The organism is Embleya sp. NPDC005971 (assembly GCF_040629175.1).
Classification (GTDB): Bacteria; Actinomycetota; Actinomycetes; order Streptomycetales; family Streptomycetaceae; genus Embleya.
On the sequence record NZ_JBEXUX010000034.1, the window covers coordinates 1 to 17,848 of the forward strand.

Annotated in this window: 18 protein-coding genes; 5 read left to right on the plus strand and 13 right to left on the minus strand. The window is 72.4% G+C overall.

All coding sequences use genetic code 11. The features are described 5' to 3' along the window. The 3 genes from ABZ374_RS27085 to ABZ374_RS27095 form a co-directional block, all read right to left on the minus strand. A partial coding sequence (locus ABZ374_RS27085) for a transposase (RefSeq protein ID WP_360315459.1) occupies nucleotides 1–189 on the minus strand: 189 nt, incomplete at its 3' end. A gap of 1,001 nt (nucleotides 190–1,190) precedes the next feature. Then, nucleotides 1,191–3,281 (minus strand): restriction endonuclease, encoded by a 2,091-nt coding sequence (locus tag ABZ374_RS27090; protein WP_360315461.1) that lies wholly within the window; start codon nucleotides 3,279–3,281, stop codon nucleotides 1,191–1,193. 678 nt (nucleotides 3,282–3,959) lie between these two features. After that, entirely contained in the window at nucleotides 3,960–4,325 is a 366-nt protein-coding gene (locus ABZ374_RS27095; RefSeq protein ID WP_360315463.1) for an excalibur calcium-binding domain-containing protein, read from the minus strand. A 616-nt stretch (nucleotides 4,326–4,941) separates the two neighbouring features. Between ABZ374_RS27095 and ABZ374_RS27100 the strand changes: the two genes are divergently transcribed. Then, on the plus strand, nucleotides 4,942–5,721 hold the full coding sequence (locus ABZ374_RS27100; protein WP_360315465.1) for an alpha/beta hydrolase: 780 nt from the start codon (nucleotides 4,942–4,944) through the stop codon (nucleotides 5,719–5,721). A 65-nt stretch (nucleotides 5,722–5,786) separates the two neighbouring features. Here the strand turns inward: ABZ374_RS27100 and ABZ374_RS27105 are convergent, their stop codons facing one another. Continuing rightward, on the minus strand, nucleotides 5,787–6,605 hold the full coding sequence (locus ABZ374_RS27105) for a DMT family transporter (RefSeq protein ID WP_360315467.1): 819 nt from the start codon (nucleotides 6,603–6,605) through the stop codon (nucleotides 5,787–5,789). A gap of 331 nt (nucleotides 6,606–6,936) precedes the next feature. Between ABZ374_RS27105 and ABZ374_RS27110 the strand changes: the two genes are divergently transcribed. After that, nucleotides 6,937–7,485, plus strand: coding sequence for an ABATE domain-containing protein (locus ABZ374_RS27110; RefSeq protein ID WP_360315469.1), 549 nt, complete (start codon nucleotides 6,937–6,939; stop codon nucleotides 7,483–7,485). Between the two features lie 77 nt (nucleotides 7,486–7,562). Here the strand turns inward: ABZ374_RS27110 and ABZ374_RS27115 are convergent, their stop codons facing one another. The 4 genes from ABZ374_RS27115 to ABZ374_RS27130 form a co-directional block, all read right to left on the minus strand. After that, the gene (locus ABZ374_RS27115) at nucleotides 7,563–8,069 is read right to left on the minus strand and encodes a MarR family transcriptional regulator (RefSeq protein WP_360315471.1); all 507 of its coding nucleotides are present in this window, start codon (nucleotides 8,067–8,069) and stop codon (nucleotides 7,563–7,565) included. A gap of 72 nt (nucleotides 8,070–8,141) precedes the next feature. Further along, nucleotides 8,142–8,714 (minus strand): cupin domain-containing protein, encoded by a 573-nt coding sequence (locus ABZ374_RS27120; RefSeq protein WP_360315473.1) that lies wholly within the window; start codon nucleotides 8,712–8,714, stop codon nucleotides 8,142–8,144. An 84-nt stretch (nucleotides 8,715–8,798) separates the two neighbouring features. Beyond that, entirely contained in the window at nucleotides 8,799–10,814 is a 2,016-nt protein-coding gene (locus ABZ374_RS27125; protein ID WP_360315475.1) for a hypothetical protein, read from the minus strand. A gap of 210 nt (nucleotides 10,815–11,024) precedes the next feature. After that, nucleotides 11,025–11,228 (minus strand): hypothetical protein, encoded by a 204-nt coding sequence (locus ABZ374_RS27130; protein ID WP_360315477.1) that lies wholly within the window; start codon nucleotides 11,226–11,228, stop codon nucleotides 11,025–11,027. Nucleotides 11,229–11,717: 489 nt separating this feature from the next. Between ABZ374_RS27130 and ABZ374_RS27135 the strand changes: the two genes are divergently transcribed. After that, nucleotides 11,718–12,482, plus strand: a complete 765-nt coding sequence (locus ABZ374_RS27135) for a ZIP family metal transporter (protein ID WP_360315479.1) — start codon at nucleotides 11,718–11,720, stop codon at nucleotides 12,480–12,482. Between the two features lie 67 nt (nucleotides 12,483–12,549). Here the strand turns inward: ABZ374_RS27135 and ABZ374_RS27140 are convergent, their stop codons facing one another. Next, nucleotides 12,550–12,957 carry a VOC family protein gene (locus ABZ374_RS27140; protein WP_360315481.1) on the minus strand — a complete coding sequence of 136 codons (408 nt, stop codon included), beginning with the start codon at nucleotides 12,955–12,957 and terminating at the stop codon, nucleotides 12,550–12,552. Beyond that, nucleotides 12,954–13,385, minus strand: a complete 432-nt coding sequence (locus ABZ374_RS27145; protein ID WP_360315483.1) for a DUF3995 domain-containing protein — start codon at nucleotides 13,383–13,385, stop codon at nucleotides 12,954–12,956. Before ABZ374_RS27145 ends, ABZ374_RS27140 begins: the two co-directional genes overlap by 4 nt. A gap of 125 nt (nucleotides 13,386–13,510) precedes the next feature. On the opposite strand from ABZ374_RS27145, the gene ABZ374_RS27150 reads away from it, so the two are divergent. Continuing rightward, on the plus strand, nucleotides 13,511–14,041 hold the full coding sequence (locus ABZ374_RS27150; RefSeq protein ID WP_360315485.1) for a hypothetical protein: 531 nt from the start codon (nucleotides 13,511–13,513) through the stop codon (nucleotides 14,039–14,041). A gap of 158 nt (nucleotides 14,042–14,199) precedes the next feature. Here the strand turns inward: ABZ374_RS27150 and ABZ374_RS27155 are convergent, their stop codons facing one another. The 3 genes from ABZ374_RS27155 to ABZ374_RS27165 form a co-directional block, all read right to left on the minus strand. Further along, the gene (locus ABZ374_RS27155; protein ID WP_360315487.1) at nucleotides 14,200–15,120 is read right to left on the minus strand and encodes an anti-sigma factor RsbA family regulatory protein; all 921 of its coding nucleotides are present in this window, start codon (nucleotides 15,118–15,120) and stop codon (nucleotides 14,200–14,202) included. Then, nucleotides 15,117–15,458: an STAS domain-containing protein gene (locus ABZ374_RS27160; RefSeq protein ID WP_360315489.1), complete on the minus strand. Its 342-nt coding sequence runs from the start codon at nucleotides 15,456–15,458 to the stop codon at nucleotides 15,117–15,119. Before ABZ374_RS27160 ends, ABZ374_RS27155 begins: the two co-directional genes overlap by 4 nt. 64 nt (nucleotides 15,459–15,522) lie before the next feature. Further along, nucleotides 15,523–16,500 (minus strand): aminoglycoside phosphotransferase family protein, encoded by a 978-nt coding sequence (locus ABZ374_RS27165; protein WP_360315491.1) that lies wholly within the window; start codon nucleotides 16,498–16,500, stop codon nucleotides 15,523–15,525. A 377-nt stretch (nucleotides 16,501–16,877) separates the two neighbouring features. Between ABZ374_RS27165 and ABZ374_RS27170 the strand changes: the two genes are divergently transcribed. After that, the gene (locus tag ABZ374_RS27170; protein WP_360315634.1) at nucleotides 16,878–17,714 is read left to right on the plus strand and encodes an undecaprenyl-diphosphate phosphatase; all 837 of its coding nucleotides are present in this window, start codon (nucleotides 16,878–16,880) and stop codon (nucleotides 17,712–17,714) included. Nucleotides 17,715–17,848 lie beyond the last annotated feature (134 nt).

Genomic DNA, 17,848 nt, shown 5'->3' on the forward strand with positions numbered 1-17,848 from the left:
GTCGCGTTCGCCCGCGTCGACCTCTGCCTGCTTCACCCGGTCGCGCACCGCGGTCTCGGTCAGGTCGAAGTCCTTCGCGACCTGCCCGACCGACCGGTCGCCCTGCCGGCACAGCGCGACGATCTCGGCTTTGAACTCCGGCGTGAACGAGCGGCGAGGCCGAGGCTTCTTCTTCCCCATGCTCTCCATGATGGACATCCTCCCCAGAGAGGCCAAAGCCCCTCATCCAGGGTGTCCGTCAAAGTGGATCAAGCCCACCTCCGCCCCACGGCCTCGTCGCACTCCCGACCCGCCCTCACTCCCATGCCCCGACCCACGCCTACCCGCACCTCCACCCCCGGCGCGTCAGCGCCCCCGCCCCAGTCCACCCTGGTGATCGACGTGCGAAGCGCGGAGAGCGGCGGAGCCGCAAACTTTTGACTTCGTGGCCCGTAGCGAAGCGAAGGGACACGAAGTCACGAGCGAGGGGCCACTTTTTTGTGGAGGAGCCCGCGACGGAGCAAAAAGTGGTGCCTCGCGAGCCGGCGCCGAAGGCGCCCAATAGAAGCAGCGCTGCATCGCCAAAAGCCGCCCGCCCTGCTCGCTACGCTCACGACCCCGGCCCACCACTCCCTGCACTTGCGACTTGGGTCGGCCTACCCGCCCCCGTCCACGACACCGGCCACCGGCTCGCCGCGCCCACGACTCCCCCACCGGCTCACTCCGCTTGCGACTTGCGTCAGCCCGTTCGCTGAGCTTGCGACTCCGGCTCACCGGATCACTACGCTCGCGACCCCACGCCGCCAACTCCCCACACTCGCGACTCGCGCCGGCCTACCCACCCCCTCCAGAACTCCCCCCACCGGCTCACTCCGCCTACGAATTGCGTCAGCCCGTACGCCGAGCCTGCGACTCCGACTCACCGAACTGCTGCGCTCGCGACCCCACGCCGCCGACCCCCGCACTCGCGACTCGCGTCGGCCTACCCGCCGTGTCCACGACTCCGGCCACCGGCTCGCCGCGCCCCCGACTCCGGCCGACCAAGCTCGCCGCGCCCATGACCCGCCGCCCCGCCCGGCTGCCGGCCCCGACATCCGCGTCCCGATCCGAGCCGAGCCGAGCCGATCCAGCCCAAACCAATCCGAGCCGATCCGAGCCGATCCGCCCCCTATGTCCCATGCGTGGCGGTGGCGTTGGGGCCCCGAGGAGCCCTACTCCACCTCCACCCCGTGGGACTCGGCGACGCCCAGGAGGCCGTTGCGGAAGCCGTTGGTGGTGGGGGAGAAGGTCCAGGTGTCGTCGGTGCGGACGAATGCGCCCAGGACCATGGCGGTTTCGCCCGGGCGGCGGGTGGGGACCGGGTTGTCGCCGAGCCGGCGGCCGTCGGCCTGGTCGAGGCGGGTGAGCCTGGCTCCGCGGAGGGCGGCCAGGTCGCCGTTGGGGGCGCGTTCCTGGTCGACGGCGGCGGCCAGGACCAGGCGGTCGGCCTCGCGGGGCAGCAGGGTCAGGTCGACCAGGAAGGCCACGCCGTCGCCGATCCGGACCGCGCCTTCGGGGCTGGCCGGGTTGTTGAAGAACACGAAGTGTTCGTCGCCGAGCACTCGGCCACGACGACAGACGAAGGCGCACGGGTCCAGGGCCGGCGCGTTGCCCGGTTCCCACGCGAGTTGCACCAGGATCCGGCTGCCGGGCGCGGCCGGCGCGGTGCCGCCCGCACCGGGGCCGAGCCGACCGCGCAGGCCGTGTTGTCCGAGCAGGCCGACCAGTTCGGGGCCGGTGATCAGGCCCAGCGGCTTGTTCCGGATGAACTCGTGGCTGCCGGGCCCGAACCCGGAGGTGGTCACCAGCAAACCCTTGTTCGCGCCGTGGTGTTGCACCGTGCCGGCCAGGTCCCGCACCGCCGTGGGCGGGACCGTGTTGCGGTAGCGCTTGACCTGCACGACGATCTTGCCGCCGCGGATCGGGTCCGGGTCCACCGCGACCACGTCCACCCCCTGGTCGCCGCTGCGCGCGGTGGTCTCGACCTGCATGCCCATGCGCTTGAAGAGTTCGGCGATCAGGTTCTCGAACTCGATCGGGTCCATCACGAACAGGTCCGGGTCGTCGTCGCCGGCACGCGCGGGCGCCGGGGTGATGGTCGGTGCCGGCGCCGGGGTCGGCGCCGACGCGACGCTGTCCGCGAGCCGGATCGGCTGTACCGGGGTGGGCCGATCCGGACGCGTGGACAGGGTCCCGCTCATCGCCTCCAGACACGCGACCGCGTCCACCCGATCGAGGCTGATCTGCCGAAACTCCCCGGCCTGCGCGGTCACCGTGAGCAGGTACGTGCGCCCGTGTCGACCGGTGGCCGGATTCACCGCCTGGACGAAGCCGTTGAGCACCACCGAATCGAGGATGCTCTCGTGGTCGGCGAAGAAGACCTCGGCCAGGATCCGGATCGCGCTCTGCGCCAGCACGTCGCGGTGGATCGTCCGTCGGTCGGTCGCGGTGCGCGCGACCTCCTTCTCCTGGTCGTCGGTCTTCACGTAGCGCACGCGCGCCACGGCCGGCACCACCTCGGTGGTCGGCAGTTCGTGGTCGACCACCAACTGCCGCGCGGCGGCGTCGAAGGCCACCGTCGAATGGTCGGAGAAGCCCTCGGGCCAATCCGGCGACGCCAGCAGGACGCCCTCGAAGTAGTCCTCGATCGCCTCGGGATCGCGCGCCGCGAGCCGCCGCACGAGGTCGTCCACCTGTTGGTTGCGCTGCGCGGCCAGCGCCCGCTGCCCGTTCGCCCAGTCCTCGAACTGCCGGTGGTAGTCGTTGTATCGCTGCTGCCGCTCGTACTCGGCGGCCTGCGCGGCCCGCAGGTCGTGGGCGTAGCGCGCCTGCGCCTGCGCCCGATCCTGCTCGTAGCGCGACTGGGCGCCGGGCGCGAAGCTGCCCAGCCCCGACGGCGCGGCCGGCTGATAGCGCGCCGGGTCGGGCATCGGGATCGGCCGAGCCAGTTCACCGGGTTGGAACGGTGGGATCTCCACGGCGCTGCGCAACCGCTCGATCCGAAAGCCCGGCGCACTCAGCCGGGCCCGCAGCACGCCTTGCAGTTCGGCGACCCGATCCTCGATCTCGGCGGTCCGGCGGGCCACTTCGGCCTCGCGGGACTGTTGATAGGCGCGCTGCGCCTCGCGGTCGGCCCGCGCGGCGGCCTTCTGCGCCTCGCGCCGGTTGCGTTCGTCGGCCCTGAGTTGTTGCTGGTGCGCCCGCAACTCGGCCTCGCGTTGCCGTTGTTGTTGCCGCTGCAGCTCGGCCCATGCCCCCAGCACGCCGGTGCTCCGCCGACTCGCCACGCTATCGCCCTTCCGCCCTGCACCCGTCCGCCCCCCGCGCCGGATCACATCCTGCCGTGTCGGACCGACCTACGCGAAGGCGGTCGGCGGGTTCGGGACGGATCGTCGTGGGCCTCAGCGCCCACCGCGCGAACCACCGCCCTTCGAACCTCCGGACGAACCGCTCGACGAACCGCTCGACGACCCACCCTTCGATCCACCGGACGAGCCCCGCGACGAAACCCCACCGACCCCGCCGCTCGTTCCCGACGAACTACCGGACGTGGAACCGGACAAGGAACCGGACGAAGAACCCGACGAAGAACCTGCGGTCGAAGACGAACGCGACCCGCCGCCGGAGGTGGCTCCCGGCAACAGAGGCCACAGTCGCGTCGAGGTCGACGTGGGCGTCGGGCCGGCCGTCGCGCTCTCCGTGAGCGATATTCCCGGCGGCTTCGTCGTCTTCTTGCCGTCACCGCCACAGCCCGACAGGATCAGGACACCCGCCAACACCCCGGCCACAGCCGTCGCGCCCGTCCGAATACCCGGTTTCCGTCCGCCTCGCATACACGCCCCCGTGGTCGAGTTTCGAGGGACTCTAGACCGGACCACCGGCCGCCGCAGCGGGGAATCCCCTCCCTCGCGCCCCTCCCCCACGGCGGCCGGACCCCCGCGCTACTCGCAGCCGACTCCGTCTCCGTCGCGGTCCAGGTGTTTGCCGTAGCCGGGGTCGCCGCGGTGGATCGGCGCAGCGCCCGCGGCCCGGACGGCGGTGCAGTTCTTGTAGTACGCCGGGCCGCCACCGCCGGTGCTGCTGCCGTCGCTCGTGCTGCTGCCGGCGCCCGGGTCACCGCCCGACGTCCCGGTACCGGACGAGCCCCCGGACGACGAACCGCCCACCGCAGAGCCGCCGTTGCTGCCGCTTCCGCTCGTGCCACCGCTCGTGCCCGGCGCCGGAGTGCTCGGGCGCGTGGTCGTCGGCGGCGCACTGGTCGCGGCCTGGGTGGACGGCGGCGCCGAACTCGGCGGCGCGGACGTCACCGGTGCGGATGTCGCCGGCGCCGTAGCGGACGCCGTACCACCGCTCGGCGACGGCTTGGGGCTGTCGGACCCCCCGTCGTCCCCACCGCAACCGCTCAGGGTCAGGGTCAACGTGACCGCCAGTGTCGCCGTGGCGACTCCGGGACGCAGGACCGACCCGGTTTTCGGCATGCGAAAAGCCGATATGCGCATGTGCGAGTTCCCCCCTCGAGATGTGCCGCCCGGGACTCTAGTCCCCTTCGGGGCCGCCGCTGCAGGCAACCACCGATTCCGTCGCGACCCCGCCGATCCTCGTGGGGTGCCGGGGTTCCGTCGAAGGTGTCCGGGTGCCGCGCCCGACAGCGCACGACCCGAATCGAGCGGTCCCACGCGCACCGGACATCCGGCCCGAGAACGAACACCGCCCGGCTTCCGGTCGCCGACATCGAGCAGTCGCGCGAACCGAAGGGCGTGGCACGGTGGTTGGCCTTCGTCGGTTCGTGGGGCGGCACCCTCGTCCCGGCGTGGACGCGGACCGCCCGAAGCGGGTCACCGAGCCGGTCCCGCGTGAGGGCCGGTCCCGCGTGGCCGGGTGGGTCGACGCCGAGCCGGGCCCGGGTCCCGGGAGAATGCTCGAATGAGTGCTTCCCGCGACATCCTCACACGCCCGGCCGCCGGGCCCGATCGCACGCTGCGGTACGGACCGGCGGCGGATCAACTCGTCGACCTCTGGCAGCCGGCGGCCGACCCGCGCGCGCTCGTGGTGGTCGTGCACGGCGGATATTGGCGGGCCGAGTACGACCGCAAGTACACATATCCGATGTGCGTAGCGCTGGCGGCCGAGGGCTACGCGGTCGCGAGCATCGAGTATCGCCGTGCCGGGCAACCGGGGGGCGGCCTGCCCGGCACGTTCGAGGATGTCGCCGCCGCGCTGGATCTGCTGTGCGCGGAGGCCGATCGGCCCGTGGTCCTGCTGGGGCACTCGGCGGGCGGACACCTGGCGGTCTGGGCGGCGCTGCGCGATCGGGTGCCGGCGGGTGGCGCGGGCCGGTTGCCGGCCGCGCCGCCGCTCGCGGGCGTGGTGTCGTTGGCGGGCGTACTGGATCTGGACGCGGCCCTGGCCCTGGACCTGGACGACGGGGCGGCGGCGGAGTTCCTGGGCGAGGACCGCTCCGAGGCGGTACTGGCCCAGGCGGACCCGACGCGGTTGGCGACGGGCGGCGTGGTCGGGCGGGGGCTGATCCTGCTGCACGGCGACGCCGACGAACAGGTACCGATCGCCCTTGGTCGGACCTTCGCGGCGGTGTCGGGCGCGCCGTTGCGGGTGTTGGCCGGCGTCGGCCACTTCGAGCCGGTCGACCCGCTCTCGGCGGCCTGGCCGGAGGTCGTCCGGGCGGTCGCGGAACTGGCGGGCTGACGCGGCCGATCGGGGCCGACGGCGGAGCATGGATGGCGGCCGGTCGCCGTACGCGCGACGGGCCGCTATCGCCGATTGGCCAGCAGTACGCCGATCCCGCCGATCACGATCCCGGCGAGCGCGGCCGGTCGCAGCGCCTGGTCGAGCAGGAGCCACGCGAGGATCGCCGTGGCGGCCGGGGTCAGGAAGAACAGCGTGCCGACCCGGCTCGCCGAGGATTGCCGCAACATCAGGTTGAGCAACGTGAACACGCCGATCGAATTGACCAGCACCATCCATCCGAGCGTGCCCACGAACGGCCCCCACGCGCTCACGTGCGGCGTCTCGAACAACAACGAAGCCAGCCCGATGAACGGCGCGCTGACCAGGAACTGCACCGCCGTACCGGTGCGCAGGTCGACGTCGTGCACGTAGCGCTTCTGGTACACGGTGCCCACGCTCAACCCGAGCAGCCCCAGCACGGCCAGGACCAGCGCCGGGACCGACAGCCGGCCGGGATCCGCGACGGCGAGAATCACGCCGAGCGTGCCCAGGCCGAAGCCAAGCCACTGCCGCACACTCACCCGCTCGCCGAGGAAGCGCCCGGCCAGGAGCGCGATCAGCACCGGATTGAGCCCCTGCACGAGAGCCACCACCGCAGCGGGTAGCCCCATCGAGAGCGCCGTGTACAACGCGCCGAACTGCAGCGCCTGGAAGAGCAGTCCGGCCACCATGACGTGGCCGAGTCGACGCCCGCGCGGCCACGGCGCGCGAACCGCGAGCGCGAACGCGCCGAGCAACAACCCGGCGAGCGCGAATCGGGCGAAGGTCAGCAGGAGCGGCGGCGCGGCGTCCACGCCGATCGCGCCGACGATGAACGCGCTGCTCCACAGCAGCACGAACACGGGCGGTATCGCCTTGCCGACCACGGCGGCTCGCGCGCCCCGGTCGCCCGAATCGGGCGACTGCGCGCCGGCGACGGACCGGGGGGCGGCACCTGCGCCGCCTCCGGCCTCCGACGCGGTTCCGGGACTCCCGCTGCTTCCGCCGCTTCCGGTATCTCCGCCGGTCCCGCCGCTTTCGGTGCTTCCGCTTCCGGTGTGTGCGGCATGTGCCGTGCGTGCGGTGGTCATCGAGGTCCCTCCCGGGTCACAGCATCGAGCGAGTAACTACCCAATCCGGTTACTCACCATGGCGCGCCCAGTCGTAACCTGTCAATCCGGTTATGCTGGCGGGGTGACCTTCACCTTCATCGGCGGCGACCTCGCGCTCGACCTGGTCGGAACACTGCAAAAGCGCCGCACCGAACCCCGCGACCTGCTGGACACGCCGGCCGCGCTCGGGGCGTGGGCGGTCGCCGCCGGCCTCGTGGACACCGCGCCGCCCGTCGACGAGGACGCACTCGCGACCACGATCGAGCTGCGCGAAGCGCTGTACCGGCTCGCGTGCGCCCGGGACACGGCGCAGGGGCACGGCGCGCGTGATCGCGCGACGCTGAACGACCTCGCCGCCGGCGCTCCGGTCACGGTGGCGCTGGCCGCCGACGGTCGGGTACGGCGTACCGGCGACATCGCCGCCGTCCTGGCCACGGTCGCGCGCTCGGCGGTCGTCCTGTTCGGCGGCGCGGACGCGGCGCGCGTCCGCGAATGCGAGGCGCCGACGTGCACCCGCCTGTACGTCGACTCGTCCCGGCACGGCAGCCGGCGCTGGTGCGACATGCGGGCCTGCGGAAATCGCGCCAAGGCGGCAAGCTTCCGCGCCCGCCACCGCGCCGCCGACGCCTGACCCGGCCGCCCCTCGGCGTGGGCCGGGGCCGCCCACCGGACCGCCCCGGCCCACCGACGAACGCTTTTCGCGCAGCCCTACCCGGGCGCGCCCAACGCCGAGGCGAGGATCCGCAGCGCCTTGTCGACCACGTCCCGGTCCGCCTCCGCGATCGGCTTCAGCAACCCGTCGAGCGCGTCGATCCGCGCGCGCATCGCCGCCCGCGCGCCCTCGCGCCCCGACTCGGTGAGGCAGACCAGGACCGAGCGGCCGTCCTCGGGGTTGGGCCGGCGCTCGATCAGGTCCTTGCGGGCGAGCCGGTCCACGCAGTGCGTCATCCCGCCCGACGAGTACATCACCAGCGGTTGCAGCTCACGCAGCGTCAGACCCGGCCGATCCGGTCGGGTCGCGAGGACGACCAACACCATGTACTCCGGCGCGGTCAGCCCCAACGCGCCGATGCTGCGCCGGTCGAAGTCCTCCATCGCGATCATCGCCTGATGCAGGCGCACCACGAAGCCCACCGAGGACGCCTCCACGTCCGGCAGTACCGCCGACCATGCCGACACCACGGAATCGGCGTAGTCGGTCTGTGCATCGCTCACGTCGTACTCCCTGACAGCCCGCGCCCGCTTGGTCCCGGGTCGCCACCGTAGTATCGGCGACCCGCCGCCGGCTCACAGCGTCCGAAAGTCCTCGAACGAGAACGCGGGCGAGACCACGCACGACACCAGCACCGCCTCCCCGGCCGCCGGCCGAGCCGCCTGCCACACCCCCGGCGGAATCACTACCTGCGGCTGCTCGCCCGCCTCCACGTCCGGGCCGAGAATCACCCGGCGCGGCCGGGCCTCGGGCGTCGTGCCGTCGCCGCCCAGGCGCAGTTCGAGCGGTCCGCCGCGATGCCAGAGCCACACCTCGGCGGACCTGACGACATGCCAGATGGACTCCTCGCCCGGGCAGAGCAGGTAGTAGATGGCGCTCGCGGTCTCCCGCGAGCCCGGGTATCCGGGCGGGGTCACATTCACCCGGCTGCGCCAGGTCTCCCGGTACCAGCCCCCTTCGGCATGCGGCACGAGCCCCATCACCCGGGCCAGTTCCGGCGGATCGAGCCGCGCCGGGGAAACGGTGGGACCGCCCCGGGTCTCGGACGCGGAGCGGGAAGCGGAGTCGGAAACGGAATCGGAAACGGAGTCGAACGTGGAGTCGGCATCGAATGCGGCGCCGGATACGGCGTCGGATGCGGAGGACATGGGTGCTCCCTCGGCTGGTGTCGGTTCCGGCGCCGGACGCGGCCGGAACCCACACCCTCACACGAACGGGCGCCCGAACCGGGCCTATCCCGCAGGTGCCGTGCACGGCGCGCCGCCACACACGTCCACGACCCGACCGGTGGCCAGGAATTCCGCCTTCTGTCGGCGGGCCACCGGCGAGTTGCGCGGGTCCGAGTGCGGATCACGCCCGTACTCGGGTCCGATCGGCGGCGTATTGCTCACCGGCGGCGCGGGCGACCCGCTGTCCCAGACCACCAGCGCGGACCCCCGGTAAGGCTCGCGCGGCAGCGGTCGAATCCCCCAGTAGGGATCCCGGTCGGGGTTGCGCCCGGGCGCGATCGCGGGCTCGTGGATGCGCGCCCCGATCGTGCGCGCCTCGGTCTCGGCGGTCACCGTGGAGACCTGGTGGTCGCCGAACGCGATCTGCATGAGCACCTGGTGGCGCGGTGTACGCGGCAGCGGACTGCGGTCCAGGCCGCTCGCGTAGCCGTTCGTCTCGCCCCGATCCCACAACATCTGGAACAGCGACAACACCACCTGCTGATCGAGCTTGTCCGGGAAACCGGCGTCCAGGATCTGTCCGTACGGCCCGAAGTCGGAGCTGCGGTTGAGCAGGACGCTGTAGTTCATCCCGGTCACCCCGAGCACACCACGCTTCGCGTCCTGGGACACCGCGAGCAGCGACCCGCCGAGAATGCCGCCCTGGCTGTTGCCGTCGTAGACCAGGCCCTTGGCGGTGTCGATCAACGGCCGCCCGTCGTCGGTCCGAAACGCCGGGTCGGCGCCGAAGCCCTGTTCGTGGATCATCCCCCGGCCCAGGAACAGCGCGTTCAGGAAGCCCTGTTGGGTGCGGTCCGGCACAGCGCCGAAACTGCCCGGGTCGGCCAGGGCGCGGGCCACGGTGGGCAGGTCCTCGTCCGCCATGCCGATCCACTTGGTGGCACAGAAGGTGATGTCGTGCTCGGCGGCCATCGCCTTGACGTTCCCGCCGCCCACCTCGTTGTTGCTGCCGAGCAGGCCGTGTCCGTACAACGATGCCTGCGAGGGCCGGTCGAACGCGGCCCGCGGGATCTCGCAACGGAACTGCGCCGCCTGGGTGTTCCCGGGCAACTGTCGCGGCAGCCCGTCCCGGCCGAGGTTGAGGGTGGAACCGGTGGGACCGCCGGGGCGGTTCAGGTAGCTGGGTACGGTGACCGTGCCGGTGACCTCGCGGGCGATCCGCGAATCCTGCTCCGGAGTCGGGTTCTTCACTCCGGTCACGGTGAACTGCGGCGCCCGGTCCCCGAGTCGGCCGAACGCGTCGTCGCGCATTCGGAGCATGCCGGCGGTGAGGTTTCGCTCACTCGCGACGGTGAAGTCCCAGGCCAGGTACAGGTCGCGACGCTCGACGCCGGCGCGATCGAGGCGATCCAGCGCCGGGCGCAGTTGCGCCTGCCGAGCGGCCGATGGGTCGCGGCGCGGCAGGGTCCGGCCCGCGATCCGGGCGAAGGTCTCCGGCGCGGCGATCACCCGTCCGTCCGCGTCGCGCAGGTTGCGCAGGCCGACGACGTAGCGGTGGCCGGGGACGAAGTTCCTGGCCGGGTGCACCAATAACGCTCGGCGGGTCGGGTCCGTGGCGTTGGCGTCGAGTTCGGCCCAGTGGGGCCAGCGTTCGCCGGTCTCGGTGTCCACGATGACGATCGGCGCGTTCCGGGCGAGCGATGCGCCGACGTCGGTGACCGGCGCCGCGCCGCTGCGACCGAGGTCGACGCCGGGGATCCGGGTGATCAGCGTCGAGCCGGGCGAGAAGCCGTCGTTGCGGTTCCAGGCGTCGGGCGTGGCGCCGTGCGGCATCATCGCCGCCGTGAACGCGACCCGACGTCCGGTGTCGGTGTGCCGATCGGCCTGCGTGTACCAGTTGTTCGGGAACGGCAGGAGACACGCGGCCGGGTCGATCGGATCGCAACCGGGTTCGCCGCCCGGGTGGTTCGGGTGCGCTTCCGCGGCGGGTGGGACCAGGAACGACAACGACAGGGCGGCCACGACGGCGACCACCGCGGCCGGCAGCCGGCGGCGGGGACGGTGCGCGGTTCGGCTCACTATTCCTCCAACTCCTACGGCGAGCGAGGGCTGTGCAGGAATATCCACCGACATCTTGCAGCGCTTGCGGCGCAAGGGGAACGGGGAGCGGAGGTGACGAGTGGGAATCGCGCACCCGGTCGGGAGCGCGAACGTTCCCCGTCACGGGGAGCCCGTGGCGGGGAACGCGATGGTGGGTGGATGTCGGATCGGGATCGGGCTGTCGGTCGGTCAGACCTTGGCGAGCGCGCCGGGGTCGACCGATACCTCGACCGTACGGAAGCCGCCGGCCACGCCGCGCAGCGTGAAGCACACGTCCGCACGGCCCATCGTGGTGCGCACGACCACTCCCGGTGCGCCTACCGGGACGGTCTGCTTGGTGAAGCCGCCGAGTGACTGCTTCGCCGTGACCTTGTCGCCTACCTTCATATTCATCGTTCCGTTTCTCCCCGTTGCGTACCTGCATGGGTCGCCCACACGCCGCGCGCCTTACCGGGTCGCCGAAGTCGCGCGGCGGCGGGATGTCACGGAGTACGGCTCGCCTGGGACCCGGCCATCGGCATGCGTGCCGGGCGGGGTCGTAGCGGCAGCCGGCACCAGAATACGGCGGACGTCGCGCCTTGGCGCCTGAATATCGGGTCGAGACACCTGGGTTTCATGGTGGAAGTCCCGTTTGTCGCCGAGCGTGGACGGCCCGGGTACGGTGCGTGTGCGATCGCCGCTTTCGCGGCGTACGGGTGATCGACTCGGCTCGATGGCAACCGACTTGCCGTCGCCCACGGTCATCGCGCCGGCGTGCGCCGGGCGCGGTGCGAATGCTCACTCGTACGGCGCAGCCACCGGCGCGTTCGCCCATCCGCCGGCCGACGATTGATCGATGACGCCGTCGCGAATGCAGCCGCCGGGTTCCGGGCAGCCACGGGCATGACCGCCGTACTGGTCGCCGCCGGCGCCTTCTTGATGACCCTGCTCGGCGGTTGGGTGGCGCAGCGCATCGGTGATCGCCGACACCTCGTCCTGGGCTTCGCCGCCGGGCTGATGCTCGGTGTGGTCGCCTTCGACCTGTTGCCCGAGGCGCTGGCCGCGGCCGGCGAACGGCTGGCCGGCGTACCCGAGGCGTTGTTGATGTTCGTCCTCGGCTTCCTGGTCCTGCACGTGATCGAGCGCTCGGTGGCGATCCACCGGGGGCACGAGGGCGAGTACGCGCCACATGCCCACCAGCACGCCCCGACCGTGGGCGCGGACGGACGGGCCAAGGGCATCGGCCTGACCGCCGCCGCCGCGCTGGTGGGGCACAGCGTGATGGACGGCTTCGCGATCGGCGCGGCCTTCCAGGCCGGTACGACGGTGGGCACCACGGTGGCGATCGCGGTGGTGGCGCACGACTTCGCGGACGGCTTCAACACCTACACGGTCACCCGCCTGTACGGCAACGACCGCCGCCGGGCGCTGGCCCTGCTGGGGGCGGACGCCCTGGCGCCGGTGACGGGCGCGGCCATCACGCTCGCCTTCACCATCCCGGAACACGCCCTCGGCCTCTACCTGGGCTTCTTCGCGGGCTTCCTGCTCTACCTCGCCACCGCCGACATCCTCCCCGAAGCGCACAGCCCACACCCCTCGGGCTCGACCCTGCTGTGCACGATCGCGGGCGTGGGCTTCCTGTGGTGGGCGATCTGGCTGGCGCAGTAGCCGGGGGCGTCCTGCGGGGCCGGTGGCGCCGGCGTGTTCGTGCCGGGCCGGTGGCGCGGGCCGTCGTTCAGCGCGACAGCGGGCCGGTGCGCTCGATCAGGTCCCAGCGATTGCCGTAGAGGTCGCGGAAGACCGCAACGACGCCGTACTTCTCCTGCCGCGGCGGCTCCTCGAAGATCACGCCGGCGGCGAGCATCCGGGCGTGCTCCCGGGCGAAGTCGTCGGTGTACAGGAACAGTCCGACCCGCCCACCGGTCTGATCCCCCACCCGGGAGCGCTGCTCCTCGTCCACGGCCCGGGCCAGCAGCACCGCCGCCTCGTTCGGCCCCGTGCCCGGCGGCGCGACCACGACCCACCGCTTGCCGTCCTCCATCGGGGTGTCCTCGCGCAGGTCGAACCCGAGGGCTCCGGTGTAGAACGCGATGGCCTCGTCGTAGTCCCGCACCACCACCGCCACCAGCCCGAGCCGATTCATCGCCCGCTCCCGCCGGCCGCAACCGCCGAACCGGCCGCGAGCGCGAGGCACAGCGGTGAGTAGGCCACCCGGTCCAATCGGCGAAAGCGCACCGAGGACGATCCCGGCGACGCGAGATCGGTGCGCCCGGCCAGGCCGAGCACCCCACGCAGACCCAGTACGCCGGCCACCCCGAACGCCCCGAGCCGAGCCACCGCCGGCCGACTCCTCGGTCGGCCCGCGACCAACAGCGCCGCCGCGCCCAGCGCCCCCGCGACGGCGAAGCACGCCGCCGGCCCGGGCACGCTCCCCCGTCCGACCACCGCGTCCGACAACGACTCCCGATCGGGCAGCGGCCACGACGACCCCAGCCCCCACGCCACATGCAGCCCGGCGAGCGCGGTCAGACTCCCCGCCGACATCCGCGCGGCAACACCCTCGATCGTCATGCGCCCCAAGCTACCCGGCGCCACCCACACCCCTCGGCCACGGGTCGGCGCCCGGCTCGTCGCGCCGGATTCCGCTGTGGGCGGACCTCCTTGCCTTCGAGCCACATCGGCGTAAGTTGAATTACATGATTACAACGAAGCAGGAAGCAGTCCGAGGCTGGTTCACCGGACGCCTCCCCGAGGCACTGTTCACCGCGCTCGTCGACGTGATCGTCGATCGCGAGGAGATCACCGTGATCGGCCGCATCCCCGAGCCGGATCTCGCCGACGACGTCTCCACCGACGAACGCGACGCGGCGCGCGACGGCCGGATCGCCGAATTCCGCGAACGTACCCGCGAGGACCGGATGGCCGTGGCCCGCGAGGCCGAGCGTCGCTTCGGCCGCAAGGTCTCCTGGGGCGTGGAATGCGGCGGCACCCGGGCCCTGTACACCACGGTCTCCGTGCCGGTGATGACCCGGTTGCGCCAGCCCGAACGTCAGGTCCTGGACACCCTGGTCGCCGGCGGCGTCGCCCGCAGCCGCAGCGACGCGCTGGCCTGGTGCGTACGCCTCGTGCAACGCAACACCGACACCTGGCTCACCGACCTGCGCGAGTCCCTGGAAACCGTCGAACGCATCCGCACCCAGGGCCCCGACACCACCCCCGCCGAGTAACGCCGGGCACCCACGAGGGCGGCGGCACCGGGCCGTCCCGGTGCCGCCGCCCTCGGTTCGTCGCGATCCGGCGGGCGAGGCCGGTGCACGAAGCCCGGCCCGGCGGCGGGCGAGGCGCCTCCCCGCCGCTCCCACCGAGACCAGCCGGGGCCGGACGCCTAGCGCGCCAGCCGCAACCGGACCGTCGTGCCCGTTGCCTCCGTCGAGCGGATTTGCACGAGGTCGCAGATCTGGTTGGCCATCCACAACCCGCGGCCGCCGTCCTGCTCGGGCGTGGGGCGGTGGCGGCCGGCGAGCGGATCGACGATGTGGCCGGCGTCGCGGATCTCGCAGACGAACGAGGCGCCCTCGGTCCAGACCGCGACCGTGCCGCGGCCACCGCCGTGCACGATGCTGTTGCCCGCGATCTCGCTCACCGCCAGGATCGCGTGGTTGACCTGCGCCCGCGACGCGTCGGCCATGGCGCGGCGGACCAGCGAGCGCACCTCGGCCAGTTCGCCGGAGCGGAACGCCAGGCGGTCGGCGTGCCGGGGCACCGCCGGCAGCTCCGGGCCGATCAGGGTCGCGGCGAAGTCCGTCGCGGCGAGCTGTATCCCGTCCCGCTCGACCGCACCGGTCAGCACCCGCGGATGCGACTGCCGTACGCCGTCGATCACTTCCCGGTCGAGTGCGGAGACGTCGTACGGACACAGGAGCTGCCAGGCCAGGTCGTCGAACGCGAGGTTGAGCAGCGCCTCGTGGTGTCGGCACTCGACGATCTCCTGGGCGGACCGGCCGGCCCAGATCGGCTCGCCGATGCCGCGGAACACGCGGGCCCCGTTGCGCTCCGTCCAGTCCTGCCAGACCGGGATGATCCGGGCCGGATTGCGGCCCACCCGCTCCATGTCGATCCAGGCCACCCGGTCGGCGTCCGCGCCCAGTTCGTCGCGCAGCGCGCCGGCTCGCGGTTCGATCACCGCGACGCCGACCGCCTCGTCGGCGGCCAGGCCGGCCCGGACGAAGTCGGCGGTGCGCTCGACGAACTCTTCGATGCCCGCGTAGAGCAAGGCGTCGTGCCGGAACATCGTCGCCGTCGTCATCGGGTCTTCACCTTCTCCAATACCAAACCCGGGACCCGGTCCCATCCGGCGAGCCGAACGAGCACACACAGTTCCTCGGACGCACGATGCACGACCAGGCGCCTCCCCGGCTGGATCCGCACCGCGGCCTCGACCAACGTACGTATGCCGGCGACGTCGATGAAGCGCAGCGACGACACGTCCACGTAGAGGTCACCGGTGCCGCCGGCGGTCTGCTCGACCAGGGCCGAACGCACGTGCGCACAGTTGTCCAGGTCGACCTCGCCGAGCAGGCGCACGCCCGGTGGCGGCCAGGTCCGCTCCACCCGGAGCACGCCGTCCGCATAGTCGACACCCATGCTCGTCCCTCCCACCCGCCGATCGTCGTGAGCAAGCTACCCAACACCGCCCGTCCGACACCGCTCACCTCAGACGTCGCCGCAACCACAGCAGTGCACCGTGTGCCTGGGCCCGTTGGAACGGGCGCAGCGTCGGCAGCCCGGGCGGGGCGGGCCGCAGGCAGCTCGCGGCGAAGAATCCGGCGGCGGCGGCCAGTACGGCGGTGATCCGGTCCGGGTCCACCCCTCGGGCCGCCAGGTGGGCCTCGATCAGGTCGACGGCCGGCTCGCCGTTGTGCATGATCACGCTCGGCGCCATCAGGACCACGTCGAACCACGCGGCGCCGCGGACCGCCCACGGCCAATCGACGAACACCACCCGGTCCGGGGTGAGCAGAATGTTGTCCGCCCGCAGGTCGCAGTGCACGAGCGCGGTTCCCTCGGCGGCGCTCGGCCAGTGCGCCTCGTGCGCGGCGAGCCGGTCCAGGTGGGCACGCGTCCACGGCCCGAACGACTCGGGGTCCACGCCGCGTGTCCAGGCGCCGAAGGTGCGGCCGAACGCGTCGACCACCGGGGGTACCTCGACGGGGGACGGATCCAGCGCGGCGGTGAGTTCGCGCTGGGCGGTCAGGACACGTTCGAGGTCCTCGGGGCGCCACGGCTGGGCCGGGGTGTGCCCGTCGACGTCCTCGAACGCCAACGCGACCCAGCCGTCCAGGTCGACCTCGGCGAGCAGGCGCGGTACGGGGACGGCGGCCGGCAGCGCGGCGGTGATCCGGGCCTCGGCGCGGTGCAGATCGGGGGCGTCGGGGTTGGCCTCGGCCCCGACGGCCTTGACGAACGCGCGCCGGCCGTCCGCGAGTTCGACGCGGGCGGCGACGCCGGGGGAGAATCCGCCGCGCTGGGTCACGGCGCGGGTGACCGGGGCGCCGAGCCGTGCCTCGACGGCGGCCCGCAGTCCGGCCGGCGCGGCCTCCCAGGCCATCCGGACGCCGGCGGCCTCGGGAGGCGACGACGCGGTCGGCGGGGTGGACGGGGTCTCGACAGCGCCCTGATCGCTCATGCCGCCAGGATTTCGATCGCACCCGCTCCCGGGCAAACCCTTATCAGCGCCCACCATCCGTGCCCGCCACCCCTGCCCACCGCCGGGCATCACGCGCCTCGGGGCCGATGCTCGCCCTCCGGCCGGCGCGGCACCGGGCCGACGTTATCGACGAGCGGCGCGCGGGCCGGCGCCCGGCGTCGGGCGACGAGCCGGTACGCGGTGACGCGCCGGCGGGGCGCACCCGGCCCACCAGGCAGGGGATTCGTATCGGCGGTTCGGCCGTTACCGTTCCGTCCAACTTCGGCCATGTGATGTCCACCTGACGCACCGTGGACCGCCGCTACCGTTGCCGGCATGATCCGCATCCCTCTTTCGTCCCTCGGAGTCGTCCGGTGATCGGTTGGTTCGAGGCCGTTGTACTCGGCTTGGTCCAGGGGCTCACCGAGTTCCTGCCGATCTCCTCCAGCGCGCATCTGCGCATCGTGTCGGCGTTCGCCGGCTGGGAGGACCCGGGCTCGGCGTTCACCGCCGTGACCCAGATCGGGACGGAGACCGCCGTCCTGATCTATTTCCGCAAGGACATCGGCAACATCATCGGCACCTGGGTGAAGTCGCTGTACACCCCGTCCCTGCGCGGTGAACTCGACGCGCGCATGGGCTGGTACATCATCGTCGGCACGTTGCCGATCGGGGTCCTGGGCCTGGTGTTCCAGGACACCATCGAGACCACGTTCCGCGACCTGCGGCTGATCGGCACGACGCTGATCGTGTTCGGTCTGATCCTGCTGGTCGCGGACCGGATGGCGCTGAACAACCGGGGGATGGACAAGCTCAACGGCAAGGAGTCGTTGATCTACGGCTTCGCACAGTCGCTCGCGCTCATCCCCGGCGTCTCGCGTTCGGGCGGTACGGTCACGGCGGGTCTGCTGATGGGCTACCGGCGCGAGGTTGCGGCGCGCTACTCGTTCCTGCTGGCCATTCCGGCCGTGCTGGCCTCGGGTGGCCTGGAGTTGTTCAAGATCGGCGAGGGTCCGGCACCGGCGTGGGGGCCGACGATCCTGGCCACCGTGGTCGCGTTCGTGGTCGGCTACGCGGCGATCGCGTGGTTCCTGAAGTACATCAGCACGCACAGCTTCACGGTGTTCGTCGCCTACCGGGTGGCGCTGGGCCTGGTCGTCCTGGGCCTGGTGATCTTCGGCGTGCTGGAGCCGACGGCGGGCGCGACCGAATAACCGCCCACCCGCCTTCGGCCGTCGGCACCGCTCGACCCGAACCCCTTCCGCCGGTCCGACGCCCGGGCTCGCCGCGTATCCGCCTGCGGCGAGCTCGGGCGTCGGGGCGTCCGCCGGACTCGGATGCGCGGATC

Excerpts from the sequence above, each read along its gene's own strand:
- ABZ374_RS27100 (WP_360315465.1), top strand. The coding sequence starts at position 4,942 with ATGAGTGCTTCCCGCGACATCCTCACACGCCCGGCCGCCGGGCCCGAT.
- ABZ374_RS27120 (WP_360315473.1), bottom strand. The coding sequence starts at position 8,714 with ATGTCCTCCGCATCCGACGCCGTATCCGGCGCCGCATTCGATGCCGAC.
- ABZ374_RS27130 (WP_360315477.1), bottom strand. The coding sequence starts at position 11,228 with ATGAATATGAAGGTAGGCGACAAGGTCACGGCGAAGCAGTCACTCGGC.
- ABZ374_RS27135 (WP_360315479.1), top strand. The coding sequence starts at position 11,718 with ATGACCGCCGTACTGGTCGCCGCCGGCGCCTTCTTGATGACCCTGCTC.
- ABZ374_RS27140 (WP_360315481.1), bottom strand. The coding sequence starts at position 12,957 with ATGAATCGGCTCGGGCTGGTGGCGGTGGTGGTGCGGGACTACGACGAG.
- ABZ374_RS27145 (WP_360315483.1), bottom strand. The coding sequence starts at position 13,385 with ATGACGATCGAGGGTGTTGCCGCGCGGATGTCGGCGGGGAGTCTGACC.
- ABZ374_RS27150 (WP_360315485.1), top strand. The coding sequence starts at position 13,511 with ATGATTACAACGAAGCAGGAAGCAGTCCGAGGCTGGTTCACCGGACGC.
- ABZ374_RS27155 (WP_360315487.1), bottom strand. The coding sequence starts at position 15,120 with ATGACGACGGCGACGATGTTCCGGCACGACGCCTTGCTCTACGCGGGC.
- ABZ374_RS27160 (WP_360315489.1), bottom strand. The coding sequence starts at position 15,458 with ATGGGTGTCGACTATGCGGACGGCGTGCTCCGGGTGGAGCGGACCTGG.
- ABZ374_RS27165 (WP_360315491.1), bottom strand. The coding sequence starts at position 16,500 with ATGAGCGATCAGGGCGCTGTCGAGACCCCGTCCACCCCGCCGACCGCG.